Annotated in this window: 35 protein-coding genes; all 35 read right to left on the bottom strand. The window is 68.1% G+C overall.

The genetic code is table 11. The features are described 5' to 3' along the window. Positions 1-84: 84 nt before the first annotated feature. Positions 85-576: a hypothetical protein gene (locus tag DEJ49_RS33485; RefSeq protein WP_150187578.1), complete on the bottom strand. Its 492-nt coding sequence runs from the start codon at positions 574-576 to the stop codon at positions 85-87. Then, positions 576-992: a hypothetical protein gene (locus DEJ49_RS33480; RefSeq protein ID WP_150187577.1), complete on the bottom strand. Its 417-nt coding sequence runs from the start codon at positions 990-992 to the stop codon at positions 576-578. Before DEJ49_RS33480 ends, DEJ49_RS33485 begins: the two co-directional genes overlap by 1 nt. Positions 993-1,263: 271 nt before the next feature. After that, the gene (locus DEJ49_RS33475) at positions 1,264-1,602 is read right to left on the bottom strand and encodes a hypothetical protein (protein ID WP_150187576.1); all 339 of its coding nucleotides are present in this window, start codon (positions 1,600-1,602) and stop codon (positions 1,264-1,266) included. A 10-nt stretch (positions 1,603-1,612) separates the two neighbouring features. After that, on the bottom strand, positions 1,613-2,053 hold the full coding sequence (locus DEJ49_RS33470; RefSeq protein ID WP_150187575.1) for a hypothetical protein: 441 nt from the start codon (positions 2,051-2,053) through the stop codon (positions 1,613-1,615). A 1-nt stretch (position 2,054) separates the two neighbouring features. Continuing rightward, on the bottom strand, positions 2,055-2,666 hold the full coding sequence (locus tag DEJ49_RS33465) for a hypothetical protein (RefSeq protein WP_150187574.1): 612 nt from the start codon (positions 2,664-2,666) through the stop codon (positions 2,055-2,057). A 19-nt stretch (positions 2,667-2,685) separates the two neighbouring features. Then, on the bottom strand, positions 2,686-2,913 hold the full coding sequence (locus tag DEJ49_RS33460) for a hypothetical protein (RefSeq protein WP_150187573.1): 228 nt from the start codon (positions 2,911-2,913) through the stop codon (positions 2,686-2,688). 8 nt (positions 2,914-2,921) lie between these two features. Continuing rightward, on the bottom strand, positions 2,922-3,320 hold the full coding sequence (locus tag DEJ49_RS33455) for a hypothetical protein (RefSeq protein WP_150187572.1): 399 nt from the start codon (positions 3,318-3,320) through the stop codon (positions 2,922-2,924). A 66-nt stretch (positions 3,321-3,386) separates the two neighbouring features. Continuing rightward, the gene (locus tag DEJ49_RS33450) at positions 3,387-4,634 is read right to left on the bottom strand and encodes a phage major capsid protein (protein WP_150187571.1); all 1,248 of its coding nucleotides are present in this window, start codon (positions 4,632-4,634) and stop codon (positions 3,387-3,389) included. Positions 4,635-4,636: 2 nt separating this feature from the next. Then, positions 4,637-5,743: an HK97 family phage prohead protease gene (locus DEJ49_RS33445; protein ID WP_150187570.1), complete on the bottom strand. Its 1,107-nt coding sequence runs from the start codon at positions 5,741-5,743 to the stop codon at positions 4,637-4,639. Then, positions 5,736-7,085, bottom strand: a complete 1,350-nt coding sequence (locus tag DEJ49_RS33440; RefSeq protein WP_150187569.1) for a phage portal protein — start codon at positions 7,083-7,085, stop codon at positions 5,736-5,738. The genes DEJ49_RS33445 and DEJ49_RS33440 overlap by 8 nt, the downstream gene beginning before the upstream one ends. A gap of 55 nt (positions 7,086-7,140) precedes the next feature. Continuing rightward, positions 7,141-8,721 carry a hypothetical protein gene (locus DEJ49_RS33435; RefSeq protein ID WP_150187568.1) on the bottom strand — a complete coding sequence of 527 codons (1,581 nt, stop codon included), beginning with the start codon at positions 8,719-8,721 and terminating at the stop codon, positions 7,141-7,143. Next, positions 8,718-9,032, bottom strand: a complete 315-nt coding sequence (locus DEJ49_RS33430) for a hypothetical protein (protein WP_150187567.1) — start codon at positions 9,030-9,032, stop codon at positions 8,718-8,720. Before DEJ49_RS33430 ends, DEJ49_RS33435 begins: the two co-directional genes overlap by 4 nt. Before the next feature lie 6 nt (positions 9,033-9,038). Next, a complete protein-coding gene (locus DEJ49_RS33425; RefSeq protein ID WP_150187566.1) occupies positions 9,039-10,571 on the bottom strand; it encodes a hypothetical protein in 1,533 nt (510 codons plus the stop codon). Positions 10,572-10,588: 17 nt separating this feature from the next. Next, the gene (locus tag DEJ49_RS33420) at positions 10,589-11,089 is read right to left on the bottom strand and encodes a hypothetical protein (RefSeq protein WP_150187565.1); all 501 of its coding nucleotides are present in this window, start codon (positions 11,087-11,089) and stop codon (positions 10,589-10,591) included. A gap of 8 nt (positions 11,090-11,097) precedes the next feature. Then, on the bottom strand, positions 11,098-11,661 hold the full coding sequence (locus DEJ49_RS33415; RefSeq protein WP_150187564.1) for a hypothetical protein: 564 nt from the start codon (positions 11,659-11,661) through the stop codon (positions 11,098-11,100). After that, complete coding sequence (locus DEJ49_RS33410) at positions 11,661-11,942, bottom strand: hypothetical protein (RefSeq protein ID WP_150187563.1); 282 nt, start codon at positions 11,940-11,942, stop codon at positions 11,661-11,663. The genes DEJ49_RS33415 and DEJ49_RS33410 overlap by 1 nt, the downstream gene beginning before the upstream one ends. 8 nt (positions 11,943-11,950) lie before the next feature. Further along, complete coding sequence (locus DEJ49_RS36160) at positions 11,951-12,898, bottom strand: hypothetical protein (protein ID WP_190329533.1); 948 nt, start codon at positions 12,896-12,898, stop codon at positions 11,951-11,953. Between the two features lie 12 nt (positions 12,899-12,910). Continuing rightward, positions 12,911-14,671 carry an SGNH/GDSL hydrolase family protein gene (locus DEJ49_RS33400; protein WP_150187562.1) on the bottom strand — a complete coding sequence of 587 codons (1,761 nt, stop codon included), beginning with the start codon at positions 14,669-14,671 and terminating at the stop codon, positions 12,911-12,913. Positions 14,672-14,675: 4 nt separating this feature from the next. Further along, positions 14,676-15,065, bottom strand: coding sequence for a hypothetical protein (locus tag DEJ49_RS33395; protein ID WP_150187561.1), 390 nt, complete (start codon positions 15,063-15,065; stop codon positions 14,676-14,678). Between the two features lie 3 nt (positions 15,066-15,068). Further along, on the bottom strand, positions 15,069-15,551 hold the full coding sequence (locus DEJ49_RS33390) for a hypothetical protein (protein WP_150187560.1): 483 nt from the start codon (positions 15,549-15,551) through the stop codon (positions 15,069-15,071). Continuing rightward, positions 15,551-15,853: a hypothetical protein gene (locus DEJ49_RS33385; RefSeq protein ID WP_150187559.1), complete on the bottom strand. Its 303-nt coding sequence runs from the start codon at positions 15,851-15,853 to the stop codon at positions 15,551-15,553. Before DEJ49_RS33385 ends, DEJ49_RS33390 begins: the two co-directional genes overlap by 1 nt. A gap of 9 nt (positions 15,854-15,862) precedes the next feature. Beyond that, a complete protein-coding gene (locus DEJ49_RS33380; protein WP_150187558.1) occupies positions 15,863-16,276 on the bottom strand; it encodes a hypothetical protein in 414 nt (137 codons plus the stop codon). A gap of 10 nt (positions 16,277-16,286) precedes the next feature. Beyond that, the gene (locus DEJ49_RS33375; RefSeq protein ID WP_150187557.1) at positions 16,287-16,772 is read right to left on the bottom strand and encodes a hypothetical protein; all 486 of its coding nucleotides are present in this window, start codon (positions 16,770-16,772) and stop codon (positions 16,287-16,289) included. Then, entirely contained in the window at positions 16,769-17,047 is a 279-nt protein-coding gene (locus tag DEJ49_RS33370) for a hypothetical protein (RefSeq protein ID WP_150187556.1), read from the bottom strand. The genes DEJ49_RS33375 and DEJ49_RS33370 overlap by 4 nt, the downstream gene beginning before the upstream one ends. 559 nt (positions 17,048-17,606) lie before the next feature. Then, a complete protein-coding gene (locus DEJ49_RS33365; RefSeq protein WP_150187555.1) occupies positions 17,607-17,852 on the bottom strand; it encodes a hypothetical protein in 246 nt (81 codons plus the stop codon). Between the two features lie 119 nt (positions 17,853-17,971). Beyond that, on the bottom strand, positions 17,972-19,126 hold the full coding sequence (locus DEJ49_RS36915) for a transglycosylase family protein (protein WP_150187554.1): 1,155 nt from the start codon (positions 19,124-19,126) through the stop codon (positions 17,972-17,974). Between the two features lie 260 nt (positions 19,127-19,386). Further along, a complete protein-coding gene (locus DEJ49_RS33355) occupies positions 19,387-19,593 on the bottom strand; it encodes a hypothetical protein (RefSeq protein ID WP_150187553.1) in 207 nt (68 codons plus the stop codon). Further along, positions 19,581-19,970, bottom strand: a complete 390-nt coding sequence (locus DEJ49_RS33350; protein WP_150187552.1) for a DUF6221 family protein — start codon at positions 19,968-19,970, stop codon at positions 19,581-19,583. The genes DEJ49_RS33355 and DEJ49_RS33350 overlap by 13 nt, the downstream gene beginning before the upstream one ends. A gap of 14 nt (positions 19,971-19,984) precedes the next feature. Beyond that, positions 19,985-20,158, bottom strand: coding sequence for a hypothetical protein (locus DEJ49_RS36155; RefSeq protein ID WP_190329531.1), 174 nt, complete (start codon positions 20,156-20,158; stop codon positions 19,985-19,987). Between the two features lie 89 nt (positions 20,159-20,247). Next, complete coding sequence (locus tag DEJ49_RS33345; protein ID WP_150187551.1) at positions 20,248-20,529, bottom strand: hypothetical protein; 282 nt, start codon at positions 20,527-20,529, stop codon at positions 20,248-20,250. Beyond that, positions 20,526-20,705 carry a hypothetical protein gene (locus tag DEJ49_RS33340; RefSeq protein ID WP_150187550.1) on the bottom strand — a complete coding sequence of 60 codons (180 nt, stop codon included), beginning with the start codon at positions 20,703-20,705 and terminating at the stop codon, positions 20,526-20,528. The genes DEJ49_RS33345 and DEJ49_RS33340 overlap by 4 nt, the downstream gene beginning before the upstream one ends. 32 nt (positions 20,706-20,737) lie before the next feature. Then, positions 20,738-21,457, bottom strand: coding sequence for a hypothetical protein (locus DEJ49_RS33335; RefSeq protein WP_150187549.1), 720 nt, complete (start codon positions 21,455-21,457; stop codon positions 20,738-20,740). A gap of 291 nt (positions 21,458-21,748) precedes the next feature. Further along, positions 21,749-21,889, bottom strand: a complete 141-nt coding sequence (locus tag DEJ49_RS36150; RefSeq protein WP_190329530.1) for a hypothetical protein — start codon at positions 21,887-21,889, stop codon at positions 21,749-21,751. Positions 21,890-22,616: 727 nt separating this feature from the next. After that, positions 22,617-23,930, bottom strand: coding sequence for an AAA family ATPase (locus DEJ49_RS33330; protein ID WP_150187548.1), 1,314 nt, complete (start codon positions 23,928-23,930; stop codon positions 22,617-22,619). Positions 23,931-24,025: 95 nt separating this feature from the next. Further along, positions 24,026-24,637 (bottom strand): hypothetical protein, encoded by a 612-nt coding sequence (locus DEJ49_RS33325; RefSeq protein ID WP_150187547.1) that lies wholly within the window; start codon positions 24,635-24,637, stop codon positions 24,026-24,028. Positions 24,638-24,639: the final 2 nt, after the last annotated feature.

Here is a 24,639-nt window from a genome sequence, read left to right as displayed (position 1 = left end):
GACAGAAGCCCCCGGCACAGTGCCGGGGGCTTCGCTGTGCGCGGCGCCGGCCAGGGCTCCCGCGAACCCCGGCCGGCCCGCCGATCAGCCGCGACCCGCTGCGGCGATCGTCTCGGCCGCGTCGTCGAGGACGCGCTGGAGATTGTGCTCCATCTCCGGGCGGTGGTCCGCCATGACGTCACGGAACCAGGGAGCGCCCGTGTGCTGGCTGACCCACTTGTCGCGGTTACCGAATACGGGGTGGCGCCAGCCCTTGGCCGGGTCGTCCAGATATCCGGGCAGTCCCTGCTCCTGCGGGTCCGTCATCGTCGACAGCACGCGCAGGACCGGACTGCGCGACGTCCGCGCCTGGATCTTCACACCCCGCGCGATGCGACGGCGCAGCCCGGTGTGCTTCTGACCCTGCACCGGCACCGCGCGTACGTGTGCCTTCGCATCAGCCACAGCCGGACGGACGGCCTTCTCCAGGTCCTTGCGGAGCTTGCCCGGCAGCGCGCGGTCGACCTCCCGAAGAGAGTTGGCGACCCGCTTGAACTCCTCGCCCAGATGGACGTTGACTCCCTGCCGGGCGGCCATCAGCTGGTCGCCCTGGAGATACCGGTGCGCTGCGTCGGGAAGGTGACCTCGGTCTCCGAGAGGTCGCCGACATCGCCGCTGAGCGGCTGGTATTCGAGCAGGATGCAGGTGCCGGTGTAGCTCGGGTTCGAGGCGCTGACCGCCGCGGCCGTCGGCTTCACGACCACCGTGAATTCCGTCTCCAGGTCCCAGAGGGGGAAAAGCGTCGCGTCGACCTCGCCCGCTGCGAAATCCTGCTGGAAGTTCAGGACGAAAGAGTCATCCTTGAGGCCTGCGACGCGCTCGCGTCCCTGGCCGCTGAAATTCGTGGTTTCGATTTCGTCCTTGACGAGGTTGATTTCGACGGAACTGATGTGGTCGGAGAAATTGACTCCGTTGACGGTTATGTCGCAGGAGCGCAGCACGATCTTGGCCATCGCTAGTCTTCTTTCTTGTCGGCCAGCGACGGCCGATCGCTCACGGGCCGCACGTGCCCGGCTTCGATAAGCGCCCGCTCCTGGGCATCAGTAAGGGCGAGCGTCACCCGCTCGCCCCTTGTCTTTCCGCCTACGACTTTCGGCCCGATGACCTCGAACTCCCGCGGCTTCTCGACTTCCCTCGGGATACGCAAAGACCGCCGCGGCGGGGTGGCCGGGCGGTCCTGTACGGGAAGCGGTTCGGGTATCGGGCGATTGCTCGCCCGGGGCATCAGCTCATCCTCACCACAGCGACCGTGACGCCCGTGGCGTCGGGCGACATGGTGACGACGCAACGGCCCGTGCCGTCGCCCTGGTCGTATTCCTTGCGGAGCGGAATCCAGAGCCGTCCCGTGGTTGCGGCCAGCGTGAGCGCTGGATCGGGATTCGGCTGCCCGTAGGAATTGTTGCCGGGCACCGTGATCGTGACGGTCTTCTGTGTGCCCGTATTCTCGTAGTAGAGGAACGAATTGACGCCGTTCCCGATCTCGGCGGTATCGCTGACCGAGGCGGCGCCCGTCGTCGGCGCCGTCCCCGCATTGACGATGAATCGCGTCGTGAGTGCTGCCATGCTTCCTCACTCAAGTGCTGGGAGTGCGTACCGTGAGGCGCACGACAGCGCCCACATGCGGGATTCCGGCGGAAGCGAAATGTCCGCCGTACTCGCGGATTCCCTCCGCGTGAGCATCTGTTCCGTCGGCCAGTCCGAGATCCGGAGTTTCGAAGATGATGCGCCGGATGCTTTTTGAGCCCGTTCCTGTGACAAACTGGTCCAGTGCCTTCTGCGCCAGGGCGGGGTCTCCGTAGCCGACCAGGATGAAGAGGTCGAGAGTCCACGTATCCAGACCCCCACCGAAAGCCCCGTCGAAATCACAGGTCATTCCGTCGGGGCGCGGCGCAGGCATCGGCACCGCAGCTGGAACCTGGTTGACCGACGGCACCTCGGTATAGACGCTGAGATCCGGGATGGCGGCCTTCAGCGTCGTCTTCAGCGCAGCCCTGATTTCCGCGAGGGATGCCATGTCACCTCACTCGGATCGGATCGCGGCAATAGCGCGAAAGCTTCGTCATCGCCATGCGGTTGTCGCGCACGCGGATGGCACCGAAAGCGTCCGATCCGGCAACGCCGAAAGGAGCGTCCTTGATCTGAAACGTTTCGGCGGCCATGATCAGGCAGGCCTGTTTCACGGGTGCCGGGACGGCACTCCAACCCCACTTCGCCGTGACGCTCACCTCGGTGCCGAAGCTGAGCGACCCCGCAGCGTGGATCTCGTAGTAGGGCCAGCCGGGCATCCCGTCGACCACGCCATTGCGGGGGTGCAATACGTAGTCGGCGGGCGTCCAGGCCGCACCGTCCACCTCGATGACGAGATCCGTCACGTCGTAGAAGTCGTCGACCCGGACCCACTGCGTGACGGTCGATCCCTCGCGCAGGCGATAGATCTCATCCGGCCCGTACTCGCGAACCGTTGCCGCATCCGCCTTGTTGAACTGGCGCCCGCAGAACTGCTCGATCTCGCGGCTGACCGAGCTGAGGGCTTCCTCCAGGACGTCGTCGTACGTGGCGACTTCGTCCAGGTTGGGGAGGCGGACCTTCAGCTCTGGGACCGTGGCGTACGCATCACCGAGGGCCATAGGAACGACCCCCGTCCGCCTACTTGTTGCGCGGTGGCCTCGACATCTTCGATGCGGGCTGCGGTGCTGCCTTGGGGGCAGGCTCCGGTTCCGGTGCGGGGTCCGGCTTCTTGAGCAGGCCATGGCGCTTCAGGATCGAGTCCGCGACGTCATCACCTGCCGGGTGCTCCAGGAAGGCCGCGTCCGGATGCCCGTGCCACACCAGGTCGTTGTTCTCGGTGCGCCAGATGTGCCGATCGATTTTCACGGCGCCCCCTACTTGTAGAAGAGGACGACGGAGAGCTTCCCCGCAGTGAAGGCGGCCGTCGCGATGACGACGCGGATGCTCCGCTTCGCCGTCGTCTTGATGGCGGTCGACCCGGTAAAGCTGGGGGTCACCGCCTTCAGGCCCGTGGTGAGTCCGGCCTGCGCGAGCGCGGACGTCAGGTCCGCGGCGCCCTCGATCTGGAACGCCATCGTTCCCGTGGCACTGAGGCACGCCGTTGTCACGTCGATGTAGCCACCCAGCACCACCGCGCCGGCGGGGATTTCGTTGGGCAGCGAATCGCCGCTGCCGTTGCGCAGCGTCAGCGTGCCAGCGGCACCGCCGTCCACTGCGAAGTCGTAGACACCGGTCACGGTCTTGACGCCGCCGGTGCCGTCCAGGACTGGCATAGAACTGTCCTTCCAGACATGGCCAGGCGGCGGACGGCGTCACGCCGTCCGCCCCTGCGGCGGGAATCAGAGACCGGTCACCGTGCAGAACGCCGCGGGCCGGTAGGGCACGAGCGCGGCGCGCATGTCCGCCCTGAGTGCCTGCTTGCCCTCGACGAAGTAGGTCGAGTGGCTGTTGCTCACCTGGACGTCGATCCCGCGGCGCACCGCCAGCTCGATGTAGTTGGCGAAGTCGCCGACCAGGCTTGTGCCTGCGGAGGTGAACGCATCCGTCTGCGCGACCTGCAAACCCCAGATCCTTTCCGGCCCGGCATCGCTCGGGTTGCCCCAGATGTAAATGCCGTCGGCGGTGCGGAGAAGCCTGATGTTCTGCCAGTCGGTCGGGTGCATGACGACGGCATTCGGAATGGCCCGGCCCGTCACACGCACCTTGACCAGCGCCTTGTACACCGCGTCCGGCACCGGGTCGGAGCCTTTCGCTTGCGTTTGAATTCCCACCACATTCAGCAGGCCCCGGAGGTTCGGGGCGGTCCCGTTCCCGTTGAGGATCTGCCCGTCGAGCCGCTGCCGGACCATGAAAGGCAGCCTGTTGTCCACATATCCCTGGACCTGGCCAACGTCTTCGAGCTGTTCGTCCGTGACCGGCAGAAAGACCGCGATCTTGCGGACCAGAGACGACTTCTCGGTGAGCGCGAGCGCGGCCTCGGGGTACGTACCACCCTCATCGGTCTCGGCCGCCGCATTGGTGAAGGTCGTCTCCTCCATGTACGTGACGGCGGTATTCGACGTCGTCGTCTGCGGAATGAGGTCGACGACCTGAATGGGCCGCGTCGCATAGTCGACAACGCGCCCCGTGCGCACGGTCGGAGGTGCCCAGCCGGCGGACTCCGACAGCAGCGTCTTCAGGTGGATGTCGAGCGTGGATTCCGGGCCGGTCCTGCCCTGCTTCTGCTTGTACGCGGCGGACTCGGTGAAGAGCTGGCCGAAGGACTTCTGGGGCTTGCCCCTTTCGCGCTCATGCTCATCGCGGTCGGCGCCGTCGCCGGTCTCCCGGCCCTCCTGCGCAGAGCGGGTGCGTTCCGCCGCCTTCTGCACCTGCACGAGATTGTCGACCTGGCGACCGAGGTCGGTGGCCTCGTCATTCAGTTTGCGTATCTCTGCGGCCTTCTCGTGGGAGGTGCCCCTGATGCACTTCACCTTGGAGAGGTCGTACGCCTGGCCCGCCTCGTCGAAGATCTCGGCCAGCTTGGCATTCACGTTGTCGAGCTTTCCCTGCGCCTCCTTGAGCGCGGGAAATTCGAGGACTTCGGGCATCGTCAGTCTCCTGTATGGCGATTACGGGCGAGGAAGCGCACGTATTCGCGCGCTGCGTCCTCCTGCGGCGTGTCAATGAGCGCTGTCAGGTCCCGCAGTTCGTCATGAATCCATTCGAGGAGATCCGACGCTGCGGCACTCAGCGGTGCACGCCCTTTCGCGACCCGGAGAGCTAGGACTGCCCGTGCGCGCTGTTTCAGTGCAGACACCGTGACCAGACCGGCCGCGAGTTCGTCTGCGAATTTGAGAGTGTCGCCGGGGCTGCTACGAAGCTCCGGCACTTCGCGCCCCGCGTCGTTCAGGTGCGAGGCAAGGTGGTTGTAGACGCCGCGCCGGTCGGCCTCGGGTATCGAGACACCACCGGGCGCACCATTCAGCGAGGCGATACCGGCCAGGCAGGCGCGGACATTGGCCTCACCGCCAATCCCCATGTGATGGGGAATGCGGTAGTCGCTCTTCGACTCCGGGTCTCCCGAAGGATCGACCCAGGCGTATACGCTGCGCAGATCGGAGACCGGCGCGGTGGACGGCAGCTCGTTGACGGTCTTCATCTCGTCCCACGGAAGAGCCGTGGCGGCCGTCTCGTGAGGACGGATGGCGCTGCGGTACGGAGTCGAAGAACCGCCGCCCGGCCCGTCCTTCTGCGACTTCACCCCGAGCGTGCGGGTGTTGACCCCGGCGCCCACCATCACGGGACTCACCTCATGGACTTTGAGAGCCTTGAGATAGCGGACTTCTTCGCCGTCGAATGTGCCGTGGTCGGCCTCGACGATGTCAAAGCCGTAAGACCATTCGCCCAGCCCGGACTTCGCCAGCTCGCGGACCGTGAAAAAGGAGTCCCGGCCATGCTGCGTGTCCATGAAGAACTGCATGTCGGCGACGGCTTCGCTCTTCGTGGTGCGGATGACGCCCTTGCCGACCGGCAGAGCACCGCCCCACGAGGTGTGTCCGTAGGCAGACACGACGACTTCCGCGCCGTCCTGGAATGCTCCGGGAAGCGTGACGTCGCCGTCCTTGTCCTTGACGTCGAACGTCGAGAAAACGGCGGTGACTTCACCCTTAGCCGCGTCCTTGATCTGCATTCCCGCCCGGACGCTCTTCTTATCCATCGTCAATCACATCGCTTTCACCCGTACTAAGAACGGGAGGTGGGGCATTGGCGTCCAGCGGGGGCTGCATCTGCACGGAGACGAGGCCGGTGTGATGACCGATCAGCAGGCCGATGTCCTCGTTCACGAGGGCCCGGACGGCGTCGTCCGGCTCGAATCCGGATTTGATGAGGGCGTCCAGGGTGTTGGCCTGGACGCGCATGATGTCGGCGCGGTCGCGGGAGTCCTCGCGCAGAAAGGCGATGTCGCGGTCGTCGTACCAGAGGTGCGTACTGGCGCCAGAGGGCCTGAAAAGCACTTCGAGGCTTGCCGCTGCGATGCGCCAGAGCGGGCGCATGGTGCCATCGGCGAAACGGCGTCTCGATGCTGCGAAGTTGTTGGTATTGAGAGCCGACCCCTGCAAGCCCTCGGAAAAGCCGAGCCAGGACGGCGGAATCCCGGCGGCAGACGCTATGCGCGCCTCGCCCTTGCCGACGGTGCTCGTGAAGTCGAGCTGCCGGAAGTCGTGGGTCAGTGACGTGACGTCGGCGCCGCCCTGAAGGAAGAGCGTTTTGTACGCGTTGAACGCACCCTGATGCCCGGCCTTGAACGCTGCGACAAAGGCGTCGAACTGTTCCTTCTGGACGTCCTTGTCGAAACGGACGACCATGTTCGGCACGGCCGCGTGCTCAAAGAATGTTTTCTTATGAACAGTCGCCGCGGTATCCGCCTCAATCTCGCGCAGCACGGGCGTCAGCCAGCTCATGCCGCGAAAGCGCGCTGCCGGATCGGGGATGGGTGAGAAGTGCGCGACTTCGTCCGGCAGCAGGAGCACGGAACCGGCCAGTGGTGAGCCGCCATTGGAGAGTCCGTACAGGCGCGGCTCGTAGAGGTAGCCGATGACGCGTGCATCCGCCGCGTACAGGTCCCCCGAATGACTGCCGATCACCATCGACACCCAGTCGGGGCGCAGCCGCGCGAGCCGCAGCCCCGGACCGCCTGCCCGGTTGCCGTACCGGCCCGCATCGTCCGTGCGCGTCCAGAAGGAGTTTCCGGCCAGCGAGGCGTCCTGCTCCATGCGTGCGAGCAGCTCACCGGTCGTGCCGCCCGGCCAGGGGCGTTCGAGCAGGTTCAGCGCGCCGTTGGAGAAGAGATCACCGGGGCGGCCGTTGTTGAACTGGCGCCACATGAAACGGGCCTCGGAAAAGACCATCTCCCTGGCGACCACGCACGAGAAAATGGGCCCGTTGCTTTTGAAGGCACCCGCGATATAGCCCTCGAAATCAGTCTCGATCCGCTCGCGATCGGCGGTACTGCTCGGCACGAACGGGGAGGCATCCAAGGACCAGAAGTCGGGCTGCACGAAGGACTTGGTAGGGCGCGTGTAGAAAGGCCACTTCCACGACCAGGCCACGCAGTCACCCCCAGGCGCATCCGGCTTCGACGGGCTTCCTGGCGGGCTTCTGCTGCAGGCCCCACACGGCGAGCGTCGCGGCCTGCAGAGGTGAGATGTCGACGGCTGCCAACCGCTGGTCCCACGCCCACAGGTCGGCGACGGTGCGCTTGTCGGCGCCTGCCACGGCCGTGCTCAGCGGGACCTGATCCAGGTGCACGAGCGTGGGGTGATGGCCGCGCATCGGCACGACCGCACTGGCGAAAGAGCCGCAGGCCTGCGCGAACTCACGGGCGGTCGGCGAGATCACCGTGATGCCCTTGTCTTCGAGCGAACGGACCAGGGCGCCGGTCTGGCCGGCCCGGTTGATGACCACCGCCCTGGGCCGCCACCGCTTGTGCAGCTCCACCAGGCGCGGCACGATCCAGCGGTCCCCGGAGCGGTGATCGAGCAGCTGCTCACCGTCGCTGGTGATCTCGACGTGCGTGAGGGAGTCGGCGTTCAGTCCGGCGACGCAGATACAGCCGGACTTGCGGTCGGGCGCCAGCTCGACACCGAAGGACAGCTCGCCGTCCGGCATGGACGCGGTGTCGACGCACGCCTTCCACGACGCCTCGTCGATGACTCGCCACGACTCGCCCTCAACAGGCCAGTCCCCCACCCCGAGCCGCTCGCGCCCGAACTCCTCCGCGCTCATGCTGCGGCGTTCGGCCTCGATGTGCTCGATGGAACGTTCCGGGGAGTGCACCCCGCCGATGCGGATGCCGAAGCCAGGATTCGCCTTCGGGTAGCTCGCGTACAGGCGAGACAGTTGCCGGTCGTGCTCCTCCTGCGACCAGCGCGGGTCAGGCGTGAAGTCCTGTGCGTCATGGTCCTCGCACAGCGGCGGGCAGAACTGCGTGCAGGGATCGACGCTCCACTCCAGGTAGCACAAGCGAGGGTCGCCGCCCTTGAGACCGCGGGCGCGGACCCGTCCGAGCGCGGTGGACGTCTTGGTGCCGGACGATCCCGTGTACCAGACCTGCGGGTCCGGCACGGCGGACAGCGTCGGCAGGATCGAGCCCACCGCCTGGTCAGTGAGGACCATTGCTTCGTCCAGCACGAGGCGGTCACACGTGAAGCCGCGTCCGCCCCCTGCGGTCCTGCTCCGGAAGCGCAGGCGGCGCAGGGCCCCGTCGCGGAAGACCTCGATGCCCTCTTCGCCGTGCGAGCGGGACACCCGTCTGACCATGCGTTCCAGGTCGGGCGTGTTCTCGATCAGTCCGAGGATGCGCTTGAAGGCTTCGAGGCTGGTGTCGAAGAGGTGCGCGCTGTGGATGCACAGCTCTTCGTCGAAGAGGTACAGCGAGGCCAGTTCGACGGCTTCGAGGATGGCGCCCTTGCCGTTCTGGCGGCCCACCACGAGACCCACCTCAAAGGCGGACCAGGAGCCGTCACGGCGCTGCCCCAGGGCCTCGTCCAGCACCAGGCGCTGCCACGGGTCCATGGGGAGACCGGCGATCTCCGCCAGCTCCGCAACATCGGCGCCCGCGCTGGACACGCGCGGCGGCGCACTGAGTATCCGGGGCCGCTGGTCGCCGCGCCCCGGGATGACAACACCGCTCATGCCCCGGAGCCCCTGCGACGGCCGCGGCTGTTCTGACGGCGCGCGGCGCCCGTTGTGCCGCCCGTGCGGCGCTCGCGCAGCTCATCGAGCTGGGACTTCTCCGAGGTCTTCGGGATGGAGTCCAGATCCTCGATGACCTTGACCAGGCGCAGTGCCAGGGCCGCGGTCTCACTGCCCGCAGATCGCCGCGGCTTGCCACATGAGCAGCAGTCGAACTCGCCGGACATTTCCAGGGCGAGACGATCACGGATCGCTTCGAGCTGCGCGCGCTTGTCGCCGTCGCGGATGGTCTCGCGGAAGTCGTCGGACATGCGAGATCACCCCACTGGTTCCAGCTCTCGGATCTCTGCGGGGATGCGGACCGTGCGGCTCTCGCGGGACACCACCAGGACGCGGTCGTCCTCCGGCACCCGGACCCTGCGGGACTCCGCAGCGACGTACAGGGTGCGCGGCTCCTCTGCCACGATGACGACGCGCGGACCGGTGGGCCTGCCGTGCCCAAGCCCCGTGAAGACCGGAGCGGGCGCCGTGACCTCGAATACGCCCGAAGCCGTCGCCATGACGTTGACGTCGACGACCGGCACCGGGGCAACCATGCTGATCACACCGGGCGCCGCGATGACGCCGTGCGCCTGCACGACCGGATGCGGCGCGGTGACCTCCAGCTCGCCGACAACCGTGACCGTCGCGTTGGCGTCGACCAGCGGCGCTGGGGCGGTGACCGCGAGCGGACCGCCGGTCGTCGCCGTCGCGTCCATCGCGACAACGGGCGCGGGAGCCGTCACGCTCATCGTGCCGGACGCGGTCGCGGCGCCGTCGATGTCAACGACCGGCACAGGGGCAACAGTTGATGAAGCACCACTGACAGTTGAAGATCCGGCGAGGTCGACCACCGGCACCGGAGCCGTGACATGCAGGACGCCCGACGCGGTCACCGTGCCGTCGATGTCGATGCGCGGCACCGGAGCGTACGTATTCACCGGGGCGGTGACGTCCAGGGCCTCGCCGACAGCCTCAGCCGCCTGCGGCACCGGACTCAGCTCTGCGGCATCGCCGGGTGAGCCGTCACAGGCACCCACGCCGGTCGCCGCGTCGGCGCCCGTGGTGATGTCCACGGTGGCATCGAGCGCGGCGGCGGCACCTGCCGCTGCATCCGCCACGGCGCTCGGGGCCAGGTCGCCGGCTGCACCCGCGGCAGCCCCTGCGCCGGCCACGGGAGCCATGTCCGCAGCGGCGGTCAGGGCCGCCCCGGCGCCCGTCGCGGTCTGCGCCGGGGCGTTCGTGGTCTGACTCGTGGTGACCGTCGCGTCGGTGACCGTGCCGTCGGCCGTGACTGCATCCGCCAGCGCCCCGGCGGCGGGCAATGCATCCGGCGCCGTGCCCAGAGCAGCCGCCGTACCGGCGCCGACCACCGCGTCCGTGGAGGGCGCGTACGCCGTGCCCGCCGCTGCGGCCTCCGGCGGCGCGGCACCCGCACCGGGCACGGCCGCCAGGGCGGCGCCCGCGGTATCAGCCGCGCCGACCGGGGCGGTGATGTCCTCGGACGGGGTGACCGCAGCACCGGTACCGCCTGCCTCGGCTGACGCAGCTCCGACCGTCACCGTCGCGTCATAGGCAGTACCGGCGGCTGCGGCCACGCTGGCGGGGACGTCGACGATGACCGTCGCGTCCGGCGTCGTTCCCGTGCCCGACGCCGCGTCCGGCAGGGCCTGCACGTCCGGGAGCACGGTGTGCGCCGTCCCCGTCGCGGCAGTGGGCTCCGCATCCGGCACCGCGTCCAGTGGGGCGAGCGGCTGCGCCAGGACGCGGACGTACGCGGATGCGGGAGTGCCGCGACCGAGACGGGCCATGAGTCACCGCCCCCGGCTCAGCACTCCTCGAAGACGATGTACGCGATGGCGGTCAGCGTGGCCGCAGTGTTGATCCGGAGTTGCAGGAACTTCGACGGCAGCACGATGTAGTCGCGTCCCAAAGGGAACTGCTTCTCGTACTGGCTCGTGGGGCCGACGAAGGCGGCGGCGAACTCACGCTCCGTCGTGTTCGTCGTGATCGCCCCGTTGCCGTAGCCCGACGACGTCGTTCCCATCGTCAGACTGGATGTCTTCGCGTTGTCGCCGACGGGCACGATCGTGCTGGTGCTATGGGCAGAGGAGCAGGTGGACGCGGCGCTCGCCTGCGCGAGTGTGCACACCGACGGCGTGCCCGCCGCGGAGCCGTTGAAGCTGACCCCCCACTCGATGACCCGCAGACTGATCGTGGACGGCGGTGCGAGCTGGATGGCGACCTTGGCGCCCGCCGCGTACGACGTGCCTGCGAGCACCCCGGTCGTCGCATCGAGCGCGCAGTTGAAGGCGATGTACTGCGCCACAGGCCCCCCTATCGCGTCGATCCCCGGATCAGGGCCTGCGGCATGACGAGCTGGCCGCGCGGCACGAGCAGGCGGCCCATGAAGAGGTCGTCCAGGTACAGCGTGTTGGTGTTGGCGAAGCCGCTGACGCTGACGGGAATCACGCGGACGTACCCGGTCAGCGCGGGCGTCGTGAAGCTGCTGGGACCAAGCCGCGTCCAGTCGTTCTGCGTGCATGCCGTGTCCGGCACCGCGTCGACGAAGCTCGACACATAGGTGGTGCCGTTGGCCTGGTAATAGTCGAAGTCGATTTTGATGACCCCGGCGGCGACCGCCGTGTAGACCCACCCCTGGAAGACGTACGGGGTGGATGCAGCGACCGGGAAGACCGTGCTGGTCACCGCCAGCTCACCGGCCGCTGTGGCATTCCGCGTGAACTTGAGCGACTGCGTACCCCGGTGCGCCTGCTCCGTGCTCTGCGCCATCGCGGACGCCTGCGTGCCGATCGACCAGCCCGCCGTACCGCCCTCGAAGTCGGTGCCATCCGCCGTGCCGACGTTCGGACCCCAGAGGGAGCGGTCGCTGCCCGGCATCAGGCAGGTCCGGCGGCGCCGTAGACGAGCAGGTAGCCCGCGTCGCGGGACGCGCCCGCAGGGATCGTGACCTTGGTGGCGTCGGCGCCCGTGCCCACCGTGGCGCTCGTAGCGGCAGCCACCGTCGTCCCCATGATCACCGCCCTCTTCAGCACGGTGAACTCCTGCGCGAGATCGCACAGATCACCCGCGCTGACGTCACGCAGGGCGTACAGGGCGACGCGGTCACTCTCGCCGTTCAGCCACATCAGCGGGTACCGCGTGGTCGCGAGCGCTGCCATGAGACCTCCTACGGGTTCGGCACCACGCGCAGCCGCAGCGCGGTCATGAGCTGGACGGCAGGGGGCTGAAACGCCTCACCGGTGCCGCTTCCGAATCCGGCAGCGGCCATGAGACCGATGAAGACGTCGTCCACCGAGCCCGTCGCGGCAGCCACCCCTGCAGGCGCCTCGACGGCGCTCATGGACTGCACCGTGGCGTCGGGGGCCGTGCCTGCGGCCGTCGCCGCACCAGCAGGTGCCGCCAGGTCCGCCAGCACGTCACCGGCCGTACCGGCTGCGACTGCAGCGTAAGGCAGCCCCGAGCCGGCCGCGGTCACGTCCAGGGCCGACCCGGTACCCGCCGTCGCGCCAGCAGGCACATCCGCCTGCGCCACCGGGTCCGACGCGAGGCCCGTCGCGACCGTGCCGTTCGCCCCGGGCGCCATGTCCGGCGCAACGGCGTTTGCAGCTCCGGCGGCCGACGACGCCTCGGCGGACGCCGCCAGATCGGCGGCTGACGCATGCGCCGTGCCCGTTGCCGTCGCCGCGCCAGCATCCGCGGTGACGTTCGACGTCGTGCTGACCGTGGCGTCGTACGCCGTGCCCGCGACCGCCGTGACGTCTGCCGTGGCGCCACCGCTGCCCGTTGGGTCAGGAGCGCTGCCCGCTCCGGCCACCGCTTCGGCCGCAGCCGTGGCCGCGGGCGACACGTCGCCTGCTGTGGCGGTGCCCGTGCCTGCCCCGCTGGTGGCCTGGATGTCCGGCGCCGGATCGCTGACCGTGCCGGTGGCCGTCGCCGTACCCGCGGATGCCTGAACGTCCGCCGTAGCGTCATTCGCTGCACCGGTCGCTGTCGCCGCTGCGGCTGCGGCGCCCGCGTCCGCGAGCACCGCCCCGGCGCTGCCCGCTGCGGTCGTCGACTCGGCTGCCGCGTTCGTGGCGGCAGTCTGGGAACGGAGCAGAAGCAGGAGGGACACGGGGGTCGCCCCCTAGTTGGTCGGCTGAATGAACGCCTGCACGCCGATGTACGGGGCGGACGCCGTCGCCACCGCGCCGCTGGGGAAGGTCCCAGGGAAGGCGCCCGTGCCCTGCCCCGTGAGCTTGTACCCGTTGGGATAGTTCGTGGCCGCCGCGAAGATGTCAGCCCCCGTGGTCAAATTCGACATCACGCTGTTGGGGCCCTGGAGAGAGGTGATGGACTGCGGCGTGGTGCGCACCGCCGTGTACTTGATGGCCAGCCAGTACAGCCCGGGATCGAGCACCCACGTGATCGAGCCGGTGCCGGACGTCGGACTCATGCTGATGGTGTTGGCCGACGTCGACAGACTCAGCACGCCCGCTGCGGTGGCCTCATTGACCAGCTCGCACGGGTACCCGCTCCACCCGACGTCGTCATACAGACCCCACCGGATCTGCGTCGTGTTCGTCGCCCCGGCTGTGCTGCCCGTGCGAGTGGCGAGGCGGTTCCAGAACTCCCTGCCTTGCGTCACCCAGACCGGGATGGCCCACATATCGCCTGCCGCCGGGGTCACCGTGAGCAGCGTGCCCACGTGATCAGCCGTGTACCAGAGGCCGTTCACGTGCGGACGCAGCGACGGGCCCGCCCGGGGCGCCGACGGGTTCACGTTCATCGTCGGGGACGGCGAGGTCGGCGTGATCCGCTTCACCGCGTCGCGTATCGCGTCGACGATCTCCGCCGCGCCCTTCTCGTTCGGGTGCAGGCCGTCCGTGAAAAGAGCCGTGGCGTCCTTGCCGATCACGGCGTCCAGGTCGGCGAGCTGCACCATCGAGTCGAACTCGGCGACCAGGGTGCGCAGGTCGGCGTTCCATGCGTCCACGTCGGCGTCACGGCTCGACTCGGTGCCGGACCACCCGGCGTAGTTGCCGGTGTATCCGGCGGCCGTCAGCTTGGCGATGTTGCAGACGATCACGGGCGGCGGCACCTTGGCTTCGAGCCACCAGCAGTCGAGCATGACCGCGCCGCCGGAATCCAGGGTGTTGACGGTACCGGTGATCGTCTGACCTGCGTTCGAAGCCGTCAGATTGGTGATCCGCTTGGTCACCGGACAGTGGGTGGCCGCCGCTGTCGGCATGATGTCCGACACCGACGTGGTCCCGGTCACTCCGGCCGTGCCACCCCAGGTGACGACACCGCCCGACGTGCCGGACGCGCCGACCAGGCCGATGCCCACCGGCTCCCCGTTGTAGTCGCTGGGCAGCGTCAGCGTGAAGTTCGCGTTGGTGGTCGACGTGCACCAGTGTGCCGAGTCGCCCGAGGTGTACCCCACCGCCGCGACAGAGGCGAAGCCCGCGCCGTAGGAGGTGCGCGTACCGACCTGGAAGCCGTTCTCGTAGATCACGCTCGCACGCCAACGGGAGATCATCGTGCGCATGGCGTGGATGAAGCCGGTCCGCAGCTGCGTCGTATTGCCCAGCAGGCCGATGTCGTTGATGCCGTAGTCGAGCAGCAGCGTGCCGCCGTCGGCGACGTACGGGCCGCCGCGCTGCGGGCGCTTGACCCGGTTCAGGAAGCGGCCGAAGCCTCCGGTGCTGGCGCCCTCGGTGAAGGCGCGGGCGCCGTTGACCGAGAAGTTCTGCCAGTTGGCGTGCTCAATGTCGAAGGAGGCACGCAGCAGGGAGTCCGCGCGGCCCGTCTGGTAGAAGGTGCCGAACGCGTACTGCATGTACGAGTGGCCGAAGACGGTCCAGAAATCGGGGACCTGGTATGCCTGGCGCTCTGCGAGAGGCATGCGATCAGCTCGCCGTCGCCAGCAGGGAGTTCACGGTGCCGGTGCCGGTCGACGCACCGAGCATCGACACAGCCAGGGTGGTCAGCTGCATGGGCACCTCCCAGCGGTCTCCGGCGTCCAGGTACCAGTGGTGCGTGGCCGACGTCGGCGCCGTGGAGTCGAAGCGCAGGTAGACGCGCACGTTGCTGGCGTTGGTGATCAGCAGCATGACGCGGGAGGCGTCGGCGGCGATCTGACTGGTGCTCGCGGTGGTCGACGGCGTCCAGGTGTTGATGGAGGCGGCGGCCGTGGCGCGCGCCTCGCGGACGACCTGTTGGTGGTCGCCGCCGCTGACGGCGTAGGTGTCGATGTTGGTGCCGGAACCGGCCGTTATGGCGACCTGACTATCCGCCATGACCTAGACCGTGAACCTGGCAATGCCGTTGCTATTGAAAACGATCGTGAATGTCCCAGCGGTCACGCTCTGTGATCCGCCGAAGTAATTGTAGCAAACACCCTGGTCAGCAACGGTGCCACCGGTGATCGTGTCGTCGTAGACGAAACAACCATAGACGTTCGCAAGAGTGACTGGCCCGCCGCCCGCGAGGTCCGCCGCGTCGAACATGGCAACGCCCGTGCTGGGGGTTGTGAAGGTCTTCGATGCCAGCGTGCGCCCGCCGCTGGCCCAGTTCGTGGCGTCCACCACCTCATTGGTCGTCGACCACTGACCCGTGTTGAAGCCAGTGCTGCCGACGGCGGCATCCTTGTCCGGAGTGATCGAGTTGTTGTGGAGACTGACCTTGACCGTGTCGGAGTCGAGCCCGGTGAAGCTGGTGCCCGCCGACTGGAGCATGGGCCCGGCCACCCACTCGCGGAAGATCGCGCTTGCTGACCATGCCATTACTCGTCACCCTTCGCATGTGCGGTCGCTGCAAAGGCGACGCAGTCCTGTCCCTCGTCACGGGTCGTCACCACGGATATGACGGGGCGGCCTTCGCCGTCCAGCCGTACGTCCTCGTCGCCGACGTAGTCCTCGCGCTCCACCGCCTCGACCTTGCAGCGCGTGCCGTCCAGCACGAGGGGGGCCGTGAGCCCCTTCAGGCCAGGGCAGTTGTGGAAGCGGTTCGGCTCGCCGTGCGTCACGGCCTCCGTCGTGCAGTTGGGGCACGACCAGCGCTGCTCACCTGACAGGTGCAAGGTCACGTCGCCCCCTCACGCAGCCGGTTGGGTGAAGGTGCCTGCGGTGATCTCCAGCGAGACGCCGACGGACACCGTGGTCGTATTGAGTTCGATCTGTCCGCCGCCCGCGGTCACCGTGACGCTGCCGTCGAAGGCCGTGCCGCTCGCGGACGTCGCGGCCCTGAAGTGCGTCGCGGTCCCCGCGGCCAGCCCGACGGTCGACAGGGGCACGGCGCTGAGCGTCGCCACGCCGGACGACGCGGACCCGAAGGCCGGAAGATCCAGCGTGAAGGTCGCCAGCAGCGTGCCCGTGATGGCGCTGTTGGCATTGGCGGGCTGGGTGCCGCTGTAGATCTTGATCGTGCCGTTGGAGCCTCCGCTGTCGAGGTGGTCGACCGCGGCGTTGCACATGGCGTTCTGCACGGCAGTCGAGAGCTGGACGGCCATGAGTCCCCCTTCACCAGACGCGGGACCCGGCGGCCGGCCGCGGTGCGCCCTGCGGCGCCGTGTCGTTGGCAGGCGCCTGACGCGGCGCGGGACGGGGACGCAGGCCGGAGCGGTACCAGCGCTTCACGCCGTCCATGTAGTTCTCGGGGCGTTCCGCACGGCAGCGCGCCTCGACGACGTCGCGGCCCGGATCGAGGACGACGATCTCTGCGCCGTGCTTCTCGTAGCGGGTCATCGCCTGCGGTTTCGGCACCGAGTGGATGATGTAGACGTCGTGGTCCTTCACGTGGCGCAGCGCCTCCGTGATGGCGGCCTCGCGGGCACGGAAGGCGACGGTCGCGTGCGGGCGCCTGTGGCCATGCGGCTCGGCGTGGATCGACGTCAGGGCGTTTGCGATCCGGTCATAGTCGACGACGATGTCGCCGGGCTTCGCGCGGTCGTTGACCCACGTGGACTTGCCTGCGGCGGGCGGGCCGATGACCACGTGCAAGGTCATCTGTTCTTCACCCTGATGGTGATCGACCGTTCGTCGGTGCGGTCCTCGGACGTCGTGATCCGGTTGGAGACCAGATACGGAGTGCCCGGGGTGCCTCCACTCAGCCAGGCCGTTGCCGAGTTGCTGTTGAAGCTATGGCTGTCCAGGTCGAGCCCGGCGCTGACGGTGAAGGCGCTCGTCACGATCGTTTCGCCGGAGGCAAGCCACTCCGACCAGTCCCACACCCAATCCAACGCGGCGTCGGGGTCCTTCTCCCAGATAGGGGCGACGGCCATGGTCACCCCCGCTGAATGAATAGATGCAGAAGATCGATATTCAGCGGGGTATTCAGGCAGGGCCGACGCCGACGATCAAGCGCTCGGTTTGACCTGACGACCACTCAGGTCTGGCCCTTGATCCGCAGCAAGCAAATTTGCAGGGCGCCTCGACACGTATTGATCTACCCCTGACCGCAAGCAGAGCGCCGAATCGATCAAGCGCTGACCTGCAACTTCGTCAGCGATCACTCGTCACTTGACGAGGCATCAGGTCAATTGCAAATGATCAGGCCTCTGACATGCGGGTTTGCCCCTAGATCGCGTAGAGGGTTTTAGCGGACACAGGGGCGGAGCAGGTCACCTTGGCGATCTCGTACGGAAGATCCCCGCCCCCCTATGCAAACCAGCAAACGGTACTGCAAACGCGGGGTGATCCATTGCCGCTCACTCCCCTCGGCGATCACAACGCCCGCCCTGCATAGGGTCATTCAGGGCGCCGAAGATCACGCCGCATGGCGTCGCTGTATAGATCTATGCAGGCTGAGGCCATGATCCATACAGGCACGGCGAAGATCGCTTACCACTGACGCGATGAGATCACCGGCCGCCGGGCGTCGCGGTTGCCCTTGCTGATGTTGCACCGACGGTGCGAGGGCCTGAGCCACTGCACATCATCGGGATCATCACCGCGCGCGAGCAGTACGGCGATCGACGGGTCGTGATCGGCCTGCCATGACCACGGGTCGAGGTAGTGCAGTGCCATGTCGATGTCGCGACCACACAGGTGACAGATCGGCACTGACTCACGCTTGAGCTGTGCCACGGCAGCACGCCATCGCGCACCACTGCGACCGGCACACCTGGCCACCGGCACGGCGCACCTCCATGGGTGGGGGCACACCGTGCCGGTGAGGGTGGATCAGGTAGCACAAGCGAAGCAGATCACTTGGCCAGGTGCAGCACCTGGCCGGGGTGGATCAGGTCGGGGTCACCGCCGACGGCCTTGCGGTTGCCTGCGTACAGCGCCTGCCAGCCGCCCTTGACGTTGTGCCGTACGGCGATGCGGTGCAGGTAGTCACCGGGCTTGACCTTGTAGGCCTTGCCGCCCCATGTGGGCGCCCGCCCCGAACGGGGCGCCGCCCTGTACGAACCGCCCCTGCTGTCCTGAGGCGCCACCCTTGGAGAGGCGCCCCTCGGCTTGGCGGGCACGCCCCCGTTCACAGCGGCGCCCCGCTTCTCCGGCGGCGAGGGGGCGGCCTTGTGTACAGGGCCCCCCGCTGTCGAACCCGCAGGGCGTACGACAGCGGTGAACGCCCTCGCGTACCAACCGCTGCGCCACGGGGCGATGCGCACCGGGGTGCCGGGACGGGACGCCTCTATGATCTTGCCGCCCCCGATGTACATGGCCACGTGTCCGCCGCCCCTGTAGATCACCAGGTCACCGGGCCGCACCTGCGACGGACTCACCCGCCGCAGTCCAGCCAGCTGCGCCTGCGAGGTGCGGGGGATGCGCACACCCGCCACGCGCCACGCCGCCTGCACCAGACCCGAACAGTCATAGGCGTTCGGGCCGGTGGCGCCGTACACGTACGGCTTGCCGCGCTGCGCCAGGGCATACGCCACAGCCTTGGCCGCGGTGCCGCTGACGGCGGCCCTGGGCTTGGCTGGCGCTGCCTTCTGGGGTGCGGCCTTGGGCAGTGCGGGCGCCGGGCCGCCCCGCGTGAGGCCGGCCCGTCTGCCGCACACGGGCCATGCCCCAGGCCCCTGGGAGGCGAGCACCTTCTCTGCGATCTGGATCTGCTGCGCCTTGGTGGCAAGATCGGCGCGGGCGGCGTATCTGCCGCCGCCGTACGCGCGCCAGGTGGACGCGCTGAACTGCAGCCCGCCGTAATACCCGTTGCCGGTGTTGATGCTCCAATTGTTGCCGGATTCGCACCTGGCAACGGCGTCCCACACACTCACCGGGGCGGCGTCTGCCGTGCCTGCCCCGAGAGTCGTGAGGGACGTGCCAACGATGCCCGTGACGGCACTCGCGCTGATCGCGCGCTTCGTCGCGAGTCCCTTCGGCTTCCTGTGCTTGTTGCGGTCGTGCCCCATGTGGATATCTCCGATGGGATCGGGTCCGCCCCCGCTCAGACCACCCGCCTTGCTGCGGGCATGAGAAAGCGGCCCGCTCGGGGGCCGCTGTATCCGTGGGTGGCCACGGATGAGGAAAGGGGCGCTGCCGCCCGTGGCGGGCGGCGCGCAGCAAAAAGCCCGCTCGCACTTCGCTGTGCGGCGGGCGGACGATCCGTCAGGAGCCCTCGCGGGCATGCCTGGTACGGGTCAATAGTGCACGTGCAAACGCTGCAATGCAATCACCTCGCTTCCTGGACGCGTGAGGGAGGCTTCGGCAGCGGTGCGCCAGGGGCCCGCGGCGGCATGGCCTCCAGGTCCCACAGACGGCGCTTCACGGTGCCGTAGCGGACCAGCTCGCCCCGGTCGGCCAGCTTGAAGAGGTAGCGACGCGAGCAGCCCCAGTACAGGCAGGCGGCTTCGGTGTCGGCGAGCTTCACGGCCGCCACGACTCCTGGAAGTCCGGGTGATCGTCGAAGACTTCGACCTTCAAGCGCAGCGCCCGAATGCCGTCCTCGCCGACGTCGGGACAGAGCCCGGCTGCGATCCGCTCGGCATCACAGCCACATCCCCACTCACCGTCGATCTTCGCCTCGTAGGCAAAGATCTCATCGAGCAGCCGCCGCTCCGCCTCGATGCGCTTCAGCGTGCGGGCGGGACTCTGAGCCCCCATGTGCCTGTCGTGCGGCGACACATACATACCGCGCTCGGTCATCAGGCGAGCCCGCTCCCACGGCGCGTCCGAGGGGAGATCGAACTTCATCCGGAGAGCCTTCCGGGCAACCGCCGCCTCTTCGTCGAGTCGCGCTCGGTAGAAGGCGATCATGTCAGGGATCTGATTCACAGCCCCACCTCGATCGGCTTCACCAGCACGGTGGCCACACCTCCGAAGCCCTTGTGGCCCCAGCCCGCATCGCTCTCCTCGGAGCACGGCAACCACTCCGGCTCGCCGTACAGATCACGCTCCGCCAGGGCCCACTTGTAGGCGTGCCAGTCGGCGGACCACTCACGCATGTGAGCGCTGCCCAAGCACTGTTCCAGTCGCAGGTCTCCCCCGTCAGAGCACTGCGACTGGAAGAACACACCAAACACTCGTTCGCCGATCACGCACCTTCTCCCGCCTCGTCGTACGTGGGCGGGAAGACGCCGAAGACATGACGGCACGGCCTGAACATGACCAGCACACCGTCAGCCGGGAACGCCTCAGGGCTCTCCCGGTCCTGCACGATCGCCTCCGGCGTCATCCGACACTCGGGGCACTCCGGGAAGGGCGGATAGGCGGGCGACTGAAGACCGGCCCGGTAGATCGCCTGCCGCCGCTCCTCAAGCCGGGCCTCCAGGTCGTCCAGCCATGACTGGTCCATCCTGATCCACTGCTGCGTCACGCGCCCTCTCCTTCCCCGACCCCACCGGGCGTACGGGATTTCATGACCGACTCCAGCTTCCCCTGGATAGTCCGCCACGCGTCATCGGCCGCCCGGTACTCATCCATCAGTGCCTGGCCGATCTCGTACACCTGATCCGGATAGACCTCGACGTACTCCGTCTTGACATAGAGCACCGGATACTCCTCAGTCTCAACAATGCGGACCCTCACGCACCCTCCCCTTCCAGCAAGTTGATCCAGTCCCACCTGCGGTACATCTGACCGCATCCTGGCGCCTCCGGCGTCCCGATGCACCGGACATCCGTCGACGCGTCCTCAGCGACGATCAGCGCACCACCGCAGCCGCCGCAGACCGTCGTTTCCAGCAGTCGCTGCGGCGCCTCGTACCCGAGAATGATGCGCGCCGTACGCACCCTTTTGCGCAGGTCTTCTTTGATCTCGAAGACCAGTTCGTCATAGCCGCTGTCATTCGCCATCGCGCACCAGTCCGGGATGGCCCGCAGCGCGCTGACGACCGTCACGGCTTCGCGCCGCCCGTGATCCGGATACAGCACGCGGCGCAGCGCCTCGAAATGCGCGCGGGCGTGGACCTTGATGCCCAGCAGGCATTCGAAGGCCGCTTGATTTCCCGGCGGATTGCTGTGCGGATCATCGACGGATTTTGGCCCCCCCGTCGTTGCGGCGGGCTCGGCTATTTCATCCTGCAACTGGTCCAGCAGCGACGGCAGCAGCGACGTCTGCGCCCGCGCCTCGATCTCGGTCTGGCACGCGCATTCGGCGTGTCTGCGACGGCCCGGACTCATGGCGGACCGCAGGGCCTGGCACAGCAGCGTGTGCCGTGTGATCGGCACGTGGTACTCCGCGCGCTCCTCCCAGCCGTCGGCCAGCTGGCGCACCAGGTCGGCGATGAACTCCGGGTCGTTCATGACCGTTTGCCTATGCCGAGCCGCGCGAACCGCACGATGCGGCGGGCCTCACGCTCGAACCACTCGCGGTCGTGGAACGGGCACTGAGTGGCCGTCACCTTCGCAGGCGTCTGATGCCGCGCAGAGTGCAGCGCTTCGACCAGTCTCCAGACATCCTTCATCGGTACCTCTCTCCGATCATGGCTGTGCGGCCCCCTGAGAGCCGCTGAGGGGTTCGGGGTCGCCAGATACCGTCCGGCGCCCTGCAGGGCGCTCACGGGCGCGCGAGCGGGCTGCACGGGGCCGCTGCCGCTACGGGCACACGTCGTGCACGGCCCAGCGGTAGGTCTCGTACTCGATGGCCCAGTGCGGCTGCTGATCCTCGATCAGCTCCCGGCAGGTGGCGCACCGCAGGGCGCGGGACGTCCAGCCCCTAGAACGGGGCGGGATCACATCGCTCGCAGGAGCGGGGCTCTGACGGCCCGTCTGAGGCGCTGCGGAGGCACAGGGGCGGTCCTGGTGCCCAGTGGCGCTCACACGGGCTCGTGGAGGGCCCGCAGGCACCTCCGTGACCCTCGTGGCGTCCAGCCCGAGGGCGCCGCAGGCATGGGACGCCACGATGTCGCACGGCGTCGCGCTCACGCTTGCGGTGCGCAGCCGCAGCTTCCAGGGCCGACCAGCCTGGGTGAGGACGTCGTAGGTGAACCGTCCAGCGATCAGCGCGGCCCGGTAGCCCTCTCCGTCCAGCGGCTGCGGATCTGCCGCAGTGGCGACGCCTCCGACCAGACACGCGAAGACGTAGCTGCCGCAGCGGTTGCACGTAGCGAGTTTGATCTCTGTGTCGATGAGGTTCCGGGTAGCCGTGACAGCCTCCTTTGGATCTTGTCTTGTCGTGTCTTGTCCGTCGCTTGTCGCCACGTCGTCGTGGGGGGGCCGCTTCGCTAGGCCCCCCCACACGTAGCGACGCGATCAAGGAAATAAGAGAAGAGGTAGCGACGAAAACACGACGCCGCAGGTCAGAGGTAGCGACGAAAACACGACGCATCCGCGACGGTAGCGACGAGGCATAGCGACCAAAGCACGACATGATCTTGAAAAATAGCGACGAATAGCGACGCCGCAGGTCAGAGGGCACGACCGATAGCGACGGGTTTTTAAAACCGCAGGTCAGAGCGGTGCGTCATTCCGGCTCTTCGATCATGTCCTGGACGTGCCCGGGACGGTCCGCGACGGCGGCACGCGACAGGGCGTCCAACTGCTGTCGGCCCGCGTAAGTGATCTCGTAGCGGGCGCTCCCCGTGATCTTCTTGATCAGCTCCTTCTTCAGCAGCGCGCTCACGTGCGTGCCGCACTTGCCCCGCTCGGCCGCCCCGAGTCCGAGCGCGGTCGCGATGCCGGTGACGGACACCCCCACCTCTCCGTACTCGCTGATCGCCCGCAGCACCATCGCCTGCTTGCCGGTGACGATGACCTCCACCGCCACCGGGGCGGCGTCGCCGCGCAGCCGGAAGACGAGCGAGTCGCCGACCTGGTGGCCCTCCAGCAGCAGATCCACGGCTTCGGCGACGTCCTTCTGGAAGCGCGTCACCAGCGCGACGCGCATGCTGCCCTCGTCGCGCCGCACCTCGAACTCGGCGTCGACGGCGCCGTCCCAGGCCGTCGCGCCACGCCCGCGGCCGCCCTCGGTCCCGGAGTGGTGCACGAGCATCACGCAGGCGCCCGTGACGTCCTTGAGGGCGTCCAGCGCGGCGATGATGACGCCCATCTCGGTGTTGTCGTTCTCCTTCACGCCGACGGTGCACCGTGCCTGCGTGTCGAAGATGACGAACTCGAAGCCGTACGTGCGGGCGTAGGCGATCAAACGCCGCTGCTGGTCGGGGTCGCCGATCTGGACGGCCCGGGGGTAGAACCGCACCTCGGTCTGCCGGCCGTGCTCCTGCTCCCAGGCGCGCACCCGCTTGCGCGTGCCGCGCACGCCTTCGGCGACGACGTAGAGCACGCGCGCCGGCTCGGTCCTGAAGCCGAACCAGCGCAGCCCCGAGGCGACGGCGCAGGCCATGGAGAGGGCGATGAAGCTCTTCAGGCTCTTGGGCGGTCCGAAGATCCGTACCAGTGACCCCTTGTCCAGGTAGCCGTCGATGATCGGCTCCGGTTCGGGGATGTCGTCCAGCTGGCCGGAGGTCAGCACGTCGGCGCCGAATTCCTGCGCCAGCGCCGCCATTCCGTCAGGGGAAGTGAGGAGTCGTTTCTGCTTTTCCAGGAAGCGTCTGGCCGCCTCCTCCATGTCCTCGCGGTTGGCTATTTCCCCCGCGATGCGCCGCTCACGTTCGGGGTCGGGGAGATGGCGCAGGAGATCCGTCCCGCTGGCGATGCGCGCGAATTCGTCCGCCTGGCCGCGGTTGAGCCCCAGCAGAACGATGCGCTGCGCCTCGGGATCAAGTTCCCGGAATACCGCCGCGAGGGTGTAGAAGTCGATTCCCTGAAGCGCTGGCACGTGCCCGTTCTGGTCGCCGGTCTCCGTCACGGGCACGTGCCTTTCTCGCCGTACTGGTCGTCATCGTGCAATCCGGGCGCGCTGCGCCGGTCTGTTCATACCGTTCTCCTGCTGGTGAGTTGTGGAAGATCCTTCGCCGTGATGAGCCGCGCCGTCCACAGCACGCTGACCGCGTGCGGCTCGCTGAAGGCGTAGAGGTGGTCCAGCATCCGCCCCCGCTGGACGTCCCGCGGTTTCAGTGCACGGCGCTCGCCGCGGATGAGCCGCAGCAGACTGGCCGTGTGCGCTGCGGTCGTGTCGCCACCCGGCGGCAGCGGCTGGCCGTGCACGGGCTGGATGTCGCCGTCGGCCAGGGCCACGGCGACCAGGGCCGCGTTGCTCCGCACCCCGTAGCGGTGGCGCAGCCGTCCCAGGGCCCTGTACACGGCGTCCTGGGAGATGGACCGCTGCAGGGCGATCTCTGCGACGGTCTCGCCGTCGGCAAGCATCTGGAGCGTCTCCAGCGCGCTGCCACGCGCCGGCCGCCTGCGCCGCGAAGGCGCCGCGGCCTCACGCCTGCGGTGGTGGTGATCCCTGCTGCGTCGCCGGTTGCACGGCTTGCAGTAGCGGCTGACTGCGCCGCCGGGCCGCCTGCGCAGCCCGACGTTGGCAGGGTCGGTCAGGTCGTGCTCACCCGCCTTGCACACGCTCCGGCGCGGCGGCCCCACCG

Origin of the sequence: Streptomyces venezuelae, from assembly GCF_008642335.1 — a bacterium.
Lineage (GTDB): Bacteria > Actinomycetota > Actinomycetes > Streptomycetales > Streptomycetaceae > Streptomyces > Streptomyces venezuelae_F.
The sequence above is the reverse complement of the archived record's forward strand: the minus strand, read 5'-3'. Positions and strand labels throughout refer to the sequence as shown.